This is a genomic window from Bradyrhizobium sp., assembly GCF_049798375.1.
Lineage (GTDB): Bacteria > Pseudomonadota > Alphaproteobacteria > Rhizobiales > Xanthobacteraceae > Bradyrhizobium.
Window position 1 is genome coordinate 1 of the sequence record NZ_JBARGP010000208.1, and the last position, 13,060, is coordinate 13,060.

General features: G+C 65.5%; 12 protein-coding genes and 1 pseudogene. 6 read left to right on the top strand and 7 right to left on the bottom strand.

Annotated features, from left to right (window positions below):
- From WA702_RS08965 to WA702_RS08985, 5 genes and pseudogenes are all read left to right on the top strand, one after another.
- Positions 1-567: pseudogene (locus WA702_RS08965) on the top strand (hypothetical protein); the annotation flags it as partial.
- 78 nt (positions 568-645) lie between these two features.
- Positions 646-1,086, top strand: a complete 441-nt coding sequence (locus WA702_RS08970; protein WP_425110166.1) for a hypothetical protein — start codon at positions 646-648, stop codon at positions 1,084-1,086.
- Positions 1,083-2,498, top strand: a complete 1,416-nt coding sequence (locus tag WA702_RS08975) for a hypothetical protein (protein ID WP_425110167.1) — start codon at positions 1,083-1,085, stop codon at positions 2,496-2,498. The genes WA702_RS08970 and WA702_RS08975 overlap by 4 nt, the downstream gene beginning before the upstream one ends.
- A gap of 194 nt (positions 2,499-2,692) precedes the next feature.
- Complete coding sequence (locus tag WA702_RS08980) at positions 2,693-4,216, top strand: hypothetical protein (RefSeq protein WP_425110176.1); 1,524 nt, start codon at positions 2,693-2,695, stop codon at positions 4,214-4,216.
- Between the two features lie 74 nt (positions 4,217-4,290).
- A complete protein-coding gene (locus tag WA702_RS08985; RefSeq protein ID WP_425110168.1) occupies positions 4,291-4,458 on the top strand; it encodes a hypothetical protein in 168 nt (55 codons plus the stop codon).
- A gap of 2 nt (positions 4,459-4,460) precedes the next feature.
- Here the strand turns inward: WA702_RS08985 and WA702_RS08990 are convergent, their stop codons facing one another.
- The 5 genes from WA702_RS08990 to WA702_RS09010 all read right to left on the bottom strand — a co-directional run bounded on the left by WA702_RS08990 (position 4,461) and on the right by WA702_RS09010 (position 9,751).
- Positions 4,461-5,681, bottom strand: coding sequence for a CaiB/BaiF CoA transferase family protein (locus WA702_RS08990; protein ID WP_425110169.1), 1,221 nt, complete (start codon positions 5,679-5,681; stop codon positions 4,461-4,463).
- A gap of 253 nt (positions 5,682-5,934) precedes the next feature.
- Positions 5,935-6,135, bottom strand: a complete 201-nt coding sequence (locus tag WA702_RS08995) for a cold-shock protein (RefSeq protein WP_425110170.1) — start codon at positions 6,133-6,135, stop codon at positions 5,935-5,937.
- Positions 6,136-6,360: 225 nt separating this feature from the next.
- Positions 6,361-6,666: a cytochrome c gene (locus tag WA702_RS09000; RefSeq protein WP_425110171.1), complete on the bottom strand. Its 306-nt coding sequence runs from the start codon at positions 6,664-6,666 to the stop codon at positions 6,361-6,363.
- Positions 6,667-6,677: 11 nt separating this feature from the next.
- Positions 6,678-7,874 (bottom strand): molybdopterin-dependent oxidoreductase, encoded by a 1,197-nt coding sequence (locus WA702_RS09005; RefSeq protein WP_425110172.1) that lies wholly within the window; start codon positions 7,872-7,874, stop codon positions 6,678-6,680.
- 140 nt (positions 7,875-8,014) lie between these two features.
- Positions 8,015-9,751, bottom strand: a complete 1,737-nt coding sequence (locus WA702_RS09010; protein ID WP_425110173.1) for an adenylate/guanylate cyclase domain-containing protein — start codon at positions 9,749-9,751, stop codon at positions 8,015-8,017.
- 416 nt (positions 9,752-10,167) lie between these two features.
- On the opposite strand from WA702_RS09010, the gene WA702_RS09015 reads away from it, so the two are divergent.
- Positions 10,168-11,676: a glycosyltransferase family 39 protein gene (locus tag WA702_RS09015; RefSeq protein WP_425110177.1), complete on the top strand. Its 1,509-nt coding sequence runs from the start codon at positions 10,168-10,170 to the stop codon at positions 11,674-11,676.
- Position 11,677: 1 nt separating this feature from the next.
- On the opposite strand, the gene WA702_RS09020 is transcribed toward WA702_RS09015, so the two are convergent.
- Together WA702_RS09020 and WA702_RS09025 are read right to left on the bottom strand one after the other, a co-directional pair.
- On the bottom strand, positions 11,678-12,727 hold the full coding sequence (locus tag WA702_RS09020) for a YcjF family protein (protein WP_425110174.1): 1,050 nt from the start codon (positions 12,725-12,727) through the stop codon (positions 11,678-11,680).
- On the bottom strand, positions 12,724-13,060 hold a 337-nt coding region (locus WA702_RS09025), incomplete at its 5' end, for a YcjX family protein (protein WP_425110175.1). The genes WA702_RS09025 and WA702_RS09020, both read right to left, overlap by 4 nt.

Sequence of the window (13,060 nt, forward strand, 5' to 3'; positions counted from 1 at the left end):
ACCGAGGCGATTCCGATCAAGGTCATGCTCTTCAACGCGAGCGGCGATGATATCCATCCCTTCAGCCTCGGCGCCGATGGCAAGCGCGTGGCGCGCGGCACGATGAGCGACAACACGACCTCCTGGCTGCTCACCGATGTCGGCCGCCCCCTGGTGATCGCTGACCGTAACGGACAATGCCTCGAGATCCTGTTGCCGGGTCAGCGGACGCACTACCACAGCATCGAGATTTCCCAATCGGGCGCGGTCGCGCAGCCCGGGCGACCACGCACGGCGCCGTTCCCCGGCAGCGAGGACGCGTTGCGCCGCTATATCGAGGCTGTCACCGCCGACGATCTTGATGAGGTGGCGATGACGCCCGAGGTCGCCGCGCAGACGCGCCAGCAACTGGCACGGGACCGGGCGATCCTGGCGCGGCTTGGCGCGCTGCGTGCGGTGTCGTTCCGCGGCGTGACCTGGATCGGCAGCGACGTCTACATGGGACATTTCGCCAACGGCACGGCGGAATGGCGGATCGCGATGACCAAGGACGGCGCCATCATGCGCATCGCGCTCGGCCCGCAATAGGTCCGAACGCAGTGATGTGCGCCGTGGCCGCCCGATCGGAGTGCGGACTTCATCGAAGTCCCGAGCGGACGTTATGTAGTGAGAGCACGTGATGACATCGTCGCTTCCAGAGGCGCTCCGGCTGAGCATCTCACCGCCGTGCTGCGTCGAGACGGCGTACTCGGCGCGGCTCATGTCAGCGAGGGCGAGGTTGAAAGCTCCCGCGATACGATCCTCTCACGCATCATTCGTATCGGCCTCAAATACGATGCCGGCGCGGGCCAGGTCCCGCGCACGCTGATCCTGATGGCGCGGGCCGGGAACCTCGGTGTGGCGATCCCGATCAGAGCTGGACTGGATCGCCGGGCAGCGGCTGATGGAACTGAAAGCGGCCAGTCCTGCCATATGGCCTCCATGTTCTCGGCACAAAAGCGCCCCGGACAACTTCCTAAAATTTCGGTAAGAGCGCCGGAAGTAAGGATTTGGCAAGACATGGAAAGTTACCAAAGGCTCAACATCATCTGGAGAATGCGAACGTGAGTGAGCAACACGCCGGACAGATCAGCGGCGGCTCCATCGGTGCGGAGCCGGTCGTCACAAGTCATGCCGCTGCGGGATCGGCCTTGGTCAGGCCGGACGCGGTGGACGCCGCCCTTCCTGCGATCCATCAGGTCGAATCTCCCATGATCGCGGCCGACCATGAGGCGCCGAAAGCCGACGCGCCCGAGATCGAGCGAACCACGGCAGAGCAGGCCGAGGCCAACGCGATCGGGCTCGATCAGATCAAGCCGGATCCCATCGAGATCGAGCTGGCCAAGGTTGAGCCGATCAAGCCGGAGACGATGGACCTAGCCCCAGCGAAGATCGAGCCTGCAAAGGCAGACGCGTCGAGACTCGCGCTTGCAAGCCTTGCGGCCGGTGCTCCCGCCCTGGCCGTCGCCGGCGAATCGAAGGCCGAACCCGTCGGCTCCGCCGCGCCGAAGGATTTGGGCAAGGATTCGCCCAAGGATTTGACCAAGGCCGCTAGGCTGGTGATGGCGCCGGCGGCCAACGACAGCGTGCGCGCCGAACCCGTGTTCGCGCCAGCGGCCGCCGCTGCTACGGCGGACGCAAGCTCCGAAACACCGTCTGCGCCAGCCGCGGGGGCCGATGCTGCCAACCCTGCAGCAAAGACCGAGCGGCCCGATCCATCGCGGGCTTCCGTGGCGCCGCCGGTTGCCAGGCGTGCACTCCCGATCGCAGCGATGCTGGCGCTCGCCGTATTGGCCGGCGCTGTCGGCGGTGCGCTCGCGACCATGGCACTGCTGCACGGCTCGCGCGGTCAGGCGACGGCTGCGGCGGCGAACGGGAATCCCGAGCTCAGCGCGTCAGTGGGCAAGATTGAAAATGACATTGCGACGCTGAAGGCGAGCCTGGAGCAGACCAACCAGACCAGCCTTGTCGAGCTCAACAAGGCCTCCGAGCGTCTGGACAAGGTCGAAAAGACCCAAGGCGAGCTGGCGAAAGTCGCGAAGCCCGGCGAGTTGCAGAAGCTGAGCGAAGCGGTGGAGCGGTTGCGTACCGCGCAGGCCTCCGCGGCGGCAACGCCTGCCACCGGCAGGGAACGAGAGACGCCTGCTGCAGCTGCACGGGAACGGGAGACGGCGGCCGCGCGGGAGCGGGAGACCACGGCCTCCGTCACGCCTGCGACGTCCCAGCCGACGGCCATGACGGCGGCCGGCGTGCCGGCCCAGTCCGCTGCCGCTCCGCCCGTGGTCGGCCGGCTTCCGGTCGTCGACGGTTGGGTGCTGCGCGATGTCGGCCGCGGCGGCGCCCTGATCGAAGGACGGCAGGGCCTTTACGAAGTCTATGCCGGCGATCCGGTCCCCGGGCTCGGCAAGGTCGATGCGATCCGCAAGCAGGACGGCCGCTGGGTGGTCGTGACCAGCAAGGGCCTCGTGGTCTCGCGCTGAGAGAACTCATCTGCCGACGGGGCGCTTCACTCCGACGTGAGGCGCTCCGTTGCTTTATTGCCCGCAGCTCTCCGCTATTCGGCTATTTTCCTCCGCTAGCAAGTCCGCGCGAGACGTGACTGAATAAACCGTGCGTCGCGCTGTTGTTTCGGACGAGGAGGCGCCTCTTGCGGTTGTCTGTGCTGGCTTTCGTGATGCTGGGATGCATGCAGCTTGCGCATGCCGACGAGGCTGCGCCGCTGGAGCGGGGCGCTGCCATCATCGAGCCCTCGGCCTTGCGCGAGCTCGATCACGGCGCGCTTGGTCTCGGCCGCATGCTGGCGCCAGGCCGCGCTGCCGATGCCGCGCTGACCGACACCGACTTGTTCGCGCTGCCGGCGATGTTTCAGCTGCGCAAGGCGCTCAATGCCGAATTCGATCGCTATATCGAGAAGCACAAGGCGACCTTGCCCGACGAGAGCATCGGCGTCGGCTCGTCCTTTGCGCTTCAATTGTTCGATCGCTCGGTGCTGGACTCCCAGGACGCCCGCTTTGTGCTGTCCGGGGTCGTCAACCGGATGGACCGCGCCTACGCCGATCCGGCCCATTGCGGCGAGATCCGTTTGATCTACCGGCTGGCGCGCACCGCGCTGCCGGAAGCTGGCGCCGAGGCCGTCTCGATGCGGCTGCCGATGACGCTCAATCTGGTCCTGAAGGCGCGCAGCGATGCACAGGCGGCCGGCAACACGCCGACCTGCGCCGAGATCGCGCGGCGCTGGCTCGATACCGCGGAGCTCACTCTCACAGGTGCTGAACTCGCGGCGAAGCTGACCGACACCACCGGTCCGCTGGCGCTGATCGGGCCCGACAATATCCTGCGGATCGAGACCAACCTGCAGGTCGCGCACGCGCCAAAATCCACGATCCGCGATTTCCGCACCGACTATATGATGAAGGTGTTCGACTATCACCCCGAGCACGGCACCTTCGACGAGGCCGTGCTGGAGGACCAGATCGACCGCGACCGGCTGCTTGCAGATGCCGACTTGGCGCGCGAGTTCAAGGATTGGCTACTGCAGCCGGCGCATCTCGGGGAACTCGATCGCGGCACCGCACTGATCCCGGACAAATTCCTGGCCAAGGTCGCGATCGCGCCGACACCGACAGGCTTCGTGGACTCAGCACTGCAGCCGGCCTTTGGCCTGGTTGAGGGCGACGATGCCGCACGTGCACCTGTTTTCAGCAAGGACGACGTCGTCGGCGCTCTGCAGAAGGCCGCCGCGAGCGGCGTCGCCATGGAAAACATCCAGTCCGTCGCCGGTTTCGAGCGGCGATTGAACGACATCGGTTGCGGCGGCTGTCACCAAACCCGTGGCATTGGCGGCTTCCATTTCCCCGGAGTCGACTGGATGGCCGCAAAGCCGTCGAACACGATCGTGGTGCCGGGTTCGCCGCATTTCTTCGGCGACCAGGTGCGTCGGCGCGACATCCTGATGGCGTTCCGCGAAGGTCGGGAGCCGGACTTTTCCCGCGGCTTTGCCAGCCGGCCGCAGACCCGCGGCAGCACGGAGCTTGCGGGGACCGAATACAGTGACGGTTGGGGTGGTCATTGTTACGTGCGGCACGACGACGAGGCCGACAACGACAAGAGCTTCAGCGCCTGGACCTGTGCCTCCGGCTTGGCCTGTCAGGCCGGCCCGACGACGCGGATGGGAATGTGCTTCATCTCCACCCACTGACGGGCGGAGCTTTTGGCGAACGCCCGACATGTTTCTGCGTTAAGCTCGCACCAGCTGCAGCAGGGGAGCTGATGATGACGACCCAGGAGGAGAAGAACAAGGAACGCAATCAGCAAATCGCCGAGAACGAGGAGGTGCGCCAAGCCACCGGCGCGTTCCGCGTCAGCGCCTGGACGATCGGGTTCGCGATCATCGTCGGCGCCATTGCGATCTGGATTGGCTGGGGCTGGCTGCGCCACTGATCTCAGCCGACAGCGCCGCCCGAGCGCAGCTTCCCGATCGCCGCGTCGTCGAAGCCGACCTCGCGCAGGATTTCGTCCGAGTGCTCGCCGAGCCCGGGCGGCTTGCGCGGCTGCACCTTGCGGGTGCCGTCGATCCAGATCGGGCTGTTGACCGTCAGCATGGTGTCGTTCTCGAACGGCACCAGCACCTCGTTCTCGATCATTTGCCGGTCGTTCGGGATGTCGTCGAGGATGCCGACCACGCCGAACACTAGGCCGTTGCCGTCAAGGGCCTGCCGCCATTCGGCGAGCGGCCGGGTCGCAAAGGTGGCGTCGAACTCGTGGATCAGCTCGACCGAATGGGCGTGACGGTCGGCTTTGGTGACGAAGCGCGGATCGGTGATCAATTCCTCGCGGCCGAGGCAGCGGGCCAGAATCGGAAACTGCTTCTCCTCATTGAGCAGCGACAGCAGGATCCAGCGATCGTCCTTGCAGCGATAATGATTGGCGACCGCGTTCAGGGCACGCTCGCGCGGCTTCCGCTCCGAGAAGGTGGCGCCGCACAGCTTGGCCTGCGCCAGCACCGAGGCGGCCCAGACGCCGTTCGCCATCAGATTGGAGGCGACGTGGCTGCCCTTGCCGGTGCGCTCCCGCTGATAGAGCGCGGTGACGATGGCACCGTAGAACGCCATCGCGCAAGGATGGTCGCCCATGCCGGCCACGGAGCGGGCCGGCGTCGTGTGCTCGTCGGCGCGTACCAGATCCATCAGGCCGGACCGTGCCCAATAGGCATTGCTGTCGAAGCCGGGCTTGTCGGCCTCCGCGCCTTTTTCGCCATAGCCGGTGAAGGAGGCGTAGATCAGCCGCGGGTTCAGCGGGCCCAGCGTCTCGTAGCTCAGGCCGAGCTTCTTGCGCACCGTCGGTGGAAAGTTGGTGATGAAGACGTCGGCATCCGCGACCAGCCGTTGCAGCACGGCCTGCGCCTCCGGCTTGGCCAGATCGAGCGCGATGCTGCGCTTGTTGCGCGCCTCCAGGTGCCAAGCATAATTGTGCTCGCTGCGCGGATAACCGGGCAGGTTGGGCAGATTGCGGTAGGGGTCGCCGGCGCCGGGCGGCTCGATCTTGATGACGTCGGCACCGAAATCCGACAGCACGGTCGCAGCTGCCGGTGCGGCGATGAAGCTCGCGCAATCCAGCACCTTGAGGCCGTGGAAGATGCCTTTGCCCTGGCTGTTGTCATCCATCGATCGTCGCTCCCGCTCTCATTTCTTGTTTCCGTACGCTGGAATTTCGTGAGCGTACGTCGGAGGTTGGAGCGTCATTTGACCCATGTCGGGGAGCGAGGCAATGGTTAGCGCAGCATCGCAGCGCGCTGAAATTGCAGATCAATTGGAAAGACGCAGTATACCAGGAGCGGGTCCCGCTCCTGTTGATGAACGTACTAATTTGATGGGTTGACGTCGCGCGCCGCAGATATCTTCAGATGGCGCCTTCGCACTAGACCTTCAGGTTCTCGGCCGAGCTCTTGCCGCGATTGGCGATCTCTTCATACTCGACCGATTGGCCTTCATCGAGCGTGGCGAGACCGGCCTTCTGCACTGCAGAGATATGAACGAAAATGTCTTTGCCGCCCGATGCGGGCTGAATGAATCCGTAGCCCTTCGTCGGGTTGAACCACTTGACGGTACCTTTAGCCATACGTTGCCTCCGCGGGATCAATATCGATCTGGGCAGGTGGTCCCCGCGCGCCGCCTTGCCCGGTCAAACAAGATACGCCGGTCGCGCCAAGCTTGGTAGCGCAAACAGCGGGCGGATTTGGCGTGAAATGATCGATATCGTGGCGTCTTTGCGGCTTTTGGCCGCCGCCCCGTTCGCTGTCCTGCCAGCTCCGTCAGACTAAGACTCTATCAGAGGCGATGAGGTTCAATAGGTCGCCGCAAGATAGTCGACGATCTTGCCGACATCAGCCTCCTCGATCGGCGCGCCATAGACCTTGATCATCTTTGTGACCTCGGCCTGCCAGAAGTCCTTCTTGTATTTGGGACCCTGCGGCTGGGTATTGATGTAGTCGGCGGAATGGCAGCCGGTGCAATTGTTCTTCACCACGTCCAGATTGGGACCTGGCCGGAACGCCGCGGTCTCTTCAGGCAGGTTGTACGCAATGGGCGCGGCGCCGGCGGCCGAGACAATGACAGCCAGGATGAAGCTCGCGAGAGCGATGTGTCGCATGGCTGATCTCCTCAGGCGGCCGTGACGCGCACTGTCTCGATGACATTGCGCAGATAGCCGGCCGGATTCCAGCGCGGCTCAGCCGGCTGCACCTCGCCAGCATTGCTGGTGGCGCGGACCTTGAGCTCATGCGCGCCCGCGGCGAACTTCACCGGTAGCTTCCATTCGCGAAACGAGTATTTGCCGAGATCCTTGCCGAGCTTGGCCTGCGTCCAGCTCGCGCCGCCGTTGGTCGAGACCGCGACCTGCTTGATGCCGCTGCCGCCGTCGAAGGCGATGCCCTTCAGCATGGTGCGGCCCGCCTTCACCTTGGCGCCGTCGGCGACATTGGTGATGAAAGAGCGCACCGTGAAACGGTTGATCGGGATCGTCGCCTTCGGCGCCGTCCCCGGCTCGACGCAATGGCAGGGCGTATCCGGGATCCGGTAGGCCGACTTCATCCAGAAGCCGTCGAACGTGCTGTCGATAACGGTGATCTCGTTGAGATGCTTGACCCAGTAGGTGCCGTAGTAGCCGGGCACGATGAGCCGCAGCGGAAAGCCGTTGAGCACCGGCAGATCGTCGCCGTTCATGCCGTAGGCCAGCATGACTTCGCCGTCGCTTGCGTGATCGATGTCGAGCGCCTTGACGAAATCCGGCGTCCTGTCGCTGACCGGACCATCCATGCCGTTGAAGGTGACCTGCTTGGCGCCGGCCTGCACGCCGGCCAGGTCCAGCACCGTCTTCAGTGGCACGCCGTGCCAGCGCGCATTGCCCATGGCGCCGTTGCCGAGCTGGCCCCCGGCGACGCGCGGCTCGAAGAAGCCGCGGCTGTTGCCCGAGCACTGGTTGACGGCTACGAGTTCGACCGCCTTGAGCTTCCGGATGTCCTTCAGCGAAAGCTTCTGCGGCCGATCGACCTTGCCGGTCACGCTGAGCGTGAACGTGTCGGGGTCGATGTTGAGCGGCACGTCGGCAAGATGATAGCGCACGAAGAAGGCGTTGTTCGGCGTGATCGGGCCGTCGTTGAAGATCGCAAACGGCGTCTCGAGCTGCGGCGGGCGGCTGGTCAGCCCGATCATGCTCCGCTTCTGCGGATATTTCACCAGGGGCCGCTCGCCGTTGCCGAACGGCAGGCTCACCGTCTCCGCCAAGGCCCCGACAGGGCCGAGGCTCGCTGCGACAGCGGCCCAGCCGGCGCGCTTCATCAGCGTCCGTCGATCAAGCATTGCTTCCTCCGAAGCTTCATTGCCAGAGCCGGTCGCCACCGACTCTGTGGGTCTTCCGCCGACCATTAGTCGCAACGGTCTGCGTGGAGTCAATTGTCGACTTCCCGCAGCATCGCTCGCGATGCAGCAAGACGCGCTTGTCAGACCGCGATCACCTCCCGCTCTTCGAGCAGCGTCGCCACTGCCTTCGCCGTTTCAGCGGTGCGGACATGCAACGGCTCGGTGCGGCCGCGGATCTCGACCTCCCGGGAATCAAGTGCATCGGCCGCGAGACCGGCGGCGACGCAAACCTGGTCGGAGATGATGACCTCGCAGCCCAAGCTCTTGGTCATGTCCTGCAACCGCGCGGCGACATTGACGGCGTCGCCGAGCGCGGTGAACACCATGTGGTCGCGATAGCCGATCTCGCCGACGATCACCTCGCCGCCATGGATGCCGATGCCGAAGCGGATCGGCTCGCGCAGGTCGTGGCAGAGGAGATCGTTGAGCTCCGCGACATGCCCCGCGATCGCGGCTGCGGCCGATATCGCTTGGCGGCAGGCGGCGGCCGGGTCGGTTGCAAGGCCGAACAGCGCCAGCATGCCGTCGCCGACGAACTGATTAGGTTGCCCGCCGCTGGCAATCACCGCCTGGGAGACCGCGCCGAGAAAGCGATTGACGATGAACACGGTGTCGAACGGCAGCCGCGTCTCGGCGAGCCGCGTCGAGCCGCGCATGTCGACGAACAGGCTGACGAGATAGCGCTCCTGTCCGATTCGGGCCGGTGACGCCGCATGGGTATTGGCCGACATGACGCTCGGCATGAACAGCTGGAAGAAGGAGAGATCGCCGGACGGGCGCAATTGGCAGGCCAGCCGGATCGACGGGTCGGTGGCGCCAACCTGGGCGAGCACAAAGGCTTCGCGTGGTGACGGCGGCGGCAACTGGCTGCAGTCGCCGATGATGCGGATGCGACAGGTCGAGCAGCGGGCACGTCCGCCGCAGACGCTGGCATGCGGCACGTTGTGGCGCAGGCTGGCCTCGAGCACGCTGAGGCCTTTCGGCACGCGCACGATGCGCCCGTTGTTGTAGGACAGCGTGATGATGCCGCCGCGGCGTTCATGCAGCGTCCGCACGGCGCGGGCGAGCAGCGCGGCAGCGAGCAGCCCGAGATAGGCGATCAGGAAGCCATTGGCGATGTCCTCGAGCGTCATCTGCTCGGTTGGCGTGCCCATCTGCCGCTCAGAGACATTGTCGGCGCGCCACTGCGGCGCGGTGCTCTCGGCGCGGATGGTGCGGCCGCCCTGGTAGAAGCCGAGCAGCGCTAAGGTCGGGATCAGCACCGCGCAGCCCAGCAGCCACGGGGCGGCACGTCGGTAGAAGCGTTTCATCCGCAGCCAGAAATGCAACCCAATGCAGCCATGGATCCAAGCGACGAGCACGGTTATCGTCATCAGCCAGACGCGCGCGGGCGAAGTCACCCAATAGGCGTACAGCACCTGCGGATACAGCTTGTCATGCCCGTACATCGCCTGTCCGAGCCGTACGCCGACGATGTGCGCGAAGATGAGGGCAGGAATGCTGAGGCCAAGCACGAGCTGCAGCGGCTCGATGGCCCTCCGGCTGAATTGTCGCCGCTGGTACAGCGCCCAGATTCCAAGGCCGCCATGCACGATGGCCGCTGTGTAGAACACGATCGCCACGGGAAGGAAGCGCCAGAAGGCGACGTGAAAGGCGACGCCGTCGGCCAGCGCCTGTGGCGAGATGATGCCAAGCCCATGGTTAAGGAAATGGCTGAGCAGATAGCTGAACAGCACCAGCGCGCAGGCGAGCCGGATCTGTCGCACGCCGATGCCGCGCAGGATCGTCCGGAGAGATTGATAGGTGCTGGCGCGCATGCGACTCATGAGATCATGAACAGGAATATGATCGATTTATTCCGCCCGGACGGCTGGCGCTACGTCTGGCAACCGAGGGGTGGTCCTAAACTGCAGCCGGCACCATCCGGGGTCATCCCCGCGCAGGCGGGGATCTAGTACGCCGCAGCCGCTCGATTTACCACAACAGTCGCTGGAATACTGGATCGTCCGCCGTCGCGGACGATGACAGCGGAGCAAGTCGGTGACCGTCCTGGTCATCATGAGGCACGTAGCCACATTGCGGATGTCATGGGTCGGCGCGCGGGGAAACGTTGACTTGCCGGGCCGCCTGGGGAAGAAAGCGCGCCGTGACAGCTTCCCCCGATACAATCAGGCTCAGTTCCTCCGGTTTCGCGCGCCGGCCATTGCTGGTTGCCGCGCTTATCATCGTCGCGATGACGGTGATGCGCATCGTCTATGCCGGCGTGCTCGATCTGCGCACCGACGAGGCCTATTACTGGACCTGGTCGAAGGAGCTGCCGCAGCTCTGTTTCCTCGATCACCCGCCCATGATCGCCTGGTTCATCAAGCTGGGGACCTCGATCTTCGGCGACGGCAATCTCGGCGTGCGCTTTGCCGGCATTTTGGCGATGGCGGCCACGCAGCTGTTGCTGGCCGATATCGTTCGCCGCGTCACGCATAACGCGCGCGCCGTCGTGCTCGCCGTGCTGCTGCCTGAGGCTGCGGTCTATTACGGCCTGTTGATGGCCAAGGTTTCGCCGGACACCGCGGCGATCCCGTTTGCGGTAGCGATGATGTGGGCGTTGGTGCGGCTCACTGAAAGCAACGATGCACGCTGGTGGCTCGCCGCCGGATTGTTCGGCGGCCTCGCGCTGCTGTCGAAATTTACCGTCGTGATGCTGCTGCCGGCGGTGGTCGCGTTCACGCTGGTGCCGGCCTGGCGCCGCCGCTGGCTGTTCAGCCCTTACCCCTGGGCGGCGGCGCTGATCGCGGTGCTGCTGTTCTCGCCGGTTCTGATCTGGAATGCGCAACACGATTGGGCCTCGTTCAAATTCCAGCTGGTGCGCGCCACCGCAGCCCGCGATGTCTCGCTGCGTACGGTCGGCGAGTATATCGGCATGCAGTTCGGCCTGGTCGGCTTCGTGCTGCTGCCGGTGACGCTCTCCGGCCTCTTGCTCACCGCCTGGCGTGGCTATCGCACGCGCGAACCGGTCGCGATCCTGCTGTCGACCGCGGTGCTGGTCCCTTTCCTCTACTTCCTCTGGAAATCGCTGACCTTGCGCGTCGGCGACACCTGGCCGATGTTCATGTGGCCGATCGGCTTCGCCGCGGTCGCGATCAACATCGTCATGCTGGCGCGCGAAAACCGGCCGGCCTGGATGCTTCGCTCGACCATTCGCTGGGCGCGGATCGCCGTCGTCAGCGGCATCGCGGCAGTGGTGGTAGTCTTCCTCTACTACGTCGCAGCGCCCTGGAATCTCATCGGCAAGACCGATCCGATCGGCGGCGAGGCCGGCTATGAGCAGGTGGTGGCGCGCGCGGAAGTGGAGCTGCAAAAGACCGGCGCGAGCTGGATCGCGACATCCGATTACCGAACCTATGCCATGATGCGCTGGTTCTTCCGCGGCCGCGTACCGGTGATCCAGATCAACGAGCGCGCGCGCTTCATGGGCTTCCGCGATCCCGGCACGGACCAGATCGCAGGCCATACTGGGCTCTATGTTGCGCGGGATCCGGACGATGCCGCGCTGTGGACAGCGACCACCGCCGTCCGCGAACCGCTGGAGCACGTGCAGCGCGTCTGGCGGGGCGTCGTCGCCGACACCTACACGTTAGAGAAGCTCACCGGCTGGACGCCGGAGCTGTCGCCGCCGCGGGATTCGCCGCTGTACCAGTGGCGTTGGTTGGCGGGCAATCCATCGGACGTGACCGCGCGCGCCTGATTTATTCCTCCTCCTCGCGCTTGCGCAGGAGATCCTTGGCGAGATCAGCGAGCACGGGCCGCGGCAATGCATTGAAGGGCAGGGGACGCGTCACGTCGATGGCGGCGAGGCCGAGCCGTGCGGTCAGCAGGCCGTTGAGGATGCCTTCGCCGAGCCGCTGCGACAGCTTTGCCGCGATGCCGTGTCCCAGCACTTGCTGCACCAGGCTATCGCTCGCGGCCATGCCGCCGGTGATGGCGAGATGCGCGACCACTTGGCGCGCGAGGCTGATCATGCCGAGCGCGCCGGGCCGGCCGCCATAGAGCCGCGCCAATTGCCGGATCAGCCGCAGCGCGGCCGCAAGCACGAACAGCACGTCGACGACGGCTCGCGGGCTAATGGCCGTCACCACCGAGACGCGCTGTGCGGCCGATGAGACCAGCCGCCGTGCCTCCAGATCGAGCGGTGACATCAGCTCGCGCTCGGCCAGCTTGATCATGTCGGCGCCGTCAATGATCTCATTGGTATGGCTTGACAGCGCGACCCGTGCCCGCGCCAGCCGCGGGTTCTGGTGCGCGATCTTGACGAGATCGGCGACCACCGCGCGGCTCTCCTTGCGATCGTCCGACAGCAGCACCTCGGCAGCGCGGCGGTGCAGCTTCTCGATCGTGGCGAGCCGGATCAGGCCGTAAGCCTCGCGGGCGATGATAGCGATCAGTGCCAGCGCCGCGGCCGCTGCAAAGCCGGCGCCGATAAAACCAAGTCCTTCGCTGCGCGCGAACAAATCCTCGATCAGATGGGTGACGCTCAGGCCGAGGCCGAGCAGCACGAGGCCCGCGACCGAGGTCCAGAGCAGCGCGCCCCAGCGGAAGCCGCGCCGGGCCGGCAGGATTGCCTCGACCACGACAGGCAGTTGCGCAGGGTCTGCCTCCGGCGTGATCTGGATGGTGCCGCGGGCAGGGCGCGTGGCCTCGTCCGCGTCGACCACGACGACGCCGCGATCGTCGAGCCGGAACGTCGCGGGACGGCGACGCAAAGAATCCTTAACGGATGGTTTGACACGTTCGCTCATTGCAGCCGGTCTCCGATCAGGAACTGAAGGGCGCGGTCCAGACGAATATGGGGCAGCGACGGCGCGCCGTCAGGTGCGGGCTCCAGCAGCGGCGGCCGGAAGCGCAGGAAGCGGAAGTCGGTCTGCTCGGCTGACGCGCTGGAGAGGCCGTGGAACGCGTCCACGCTGTTGAACAGCGCCTCGGCATCTACCGGTAGGTCGCCCGGGAAGGTCGCGACCTCGGTATCGCCGTCAAAGATCTCGCCACCTGCGCTCTCGCCGGCTGCCGGAGTGCCGAGCAGTGACGGCAATTTGTCGCGGCCGCGCGCGACCAGGGCCTCGCGGGTGGCGCGC

What these genes read in the sequence shown, in the direction of transcription:
- WA702_RS08980 (WP_425110176.1), top strand. Translation starts at nt 2,693, where the DNA reads ATGCTGGGATGCATGCAGCTTGCGCATGCCGACGAGGCTGCGCCGCTG.
- WA702_RS08985 (WP_425110168.1), top strand. Translation starts at nt 4,291, where the DNA reads ATGACGACCCAGGAGGAGAAGAACAAGGAACGCAATCAGCAAATCGCC.
- WA702_RS08990 (WP_425110169.1), bottom strand. Translation starts at nt 5,681, where the DNA reads ATGGATGACAACAGCCAGGGCAAAGGCATCTTCCACGGCCTCAAGGTG.
- WA702_RS08995 (WP_425110170.1), bottom strand. Translation starts at nt 6,135, where the DNA reads ATGGCTAAAGGTACCGTCAAGTGGTTCAACCCGACGAAGGGCTACGGA.
- WA702_RS09000 (WP_425110171.1), bottom strand. Translation starts at nt 6,666, where the DNA reads ATGCGACACATCGCTCTCGCGAGCTTCATCCTGGCTGTCATTGTCTCG.
- WA702_RS09005 (WP_425110172.1), bottom strand. Translation starts at nt 7,874, where the DNA reads ATGCTTGATCGACGGACGCTGATGAAGCGCGCCGGCTGGGCCGCTGTC.
- WA702_RS09010 (WP_425110173.1), bottom strand. Translation starts at nt 9,751, where the DNA reads ATGCGCGCCAGCACCTATCAATCTCTCCGGACGATCCTGCGCGGCATC.
- WA702_RS09015 (WP_425110177.1), top strand. Translation starts at nt 10,168, where the DNA reads ATGACGGTGATGCGCATCGTCTATGCCGGCGTGCTCGATCTGCGCACC.
- WA702_RS09020 (WP_425110174.1), bottom strand. Translation starts at nt 12,727, where the DNA reads ATGAGCGAACGTGTCAAACCATCCGTTAAGGATTCTTTGCGTCGCCGT.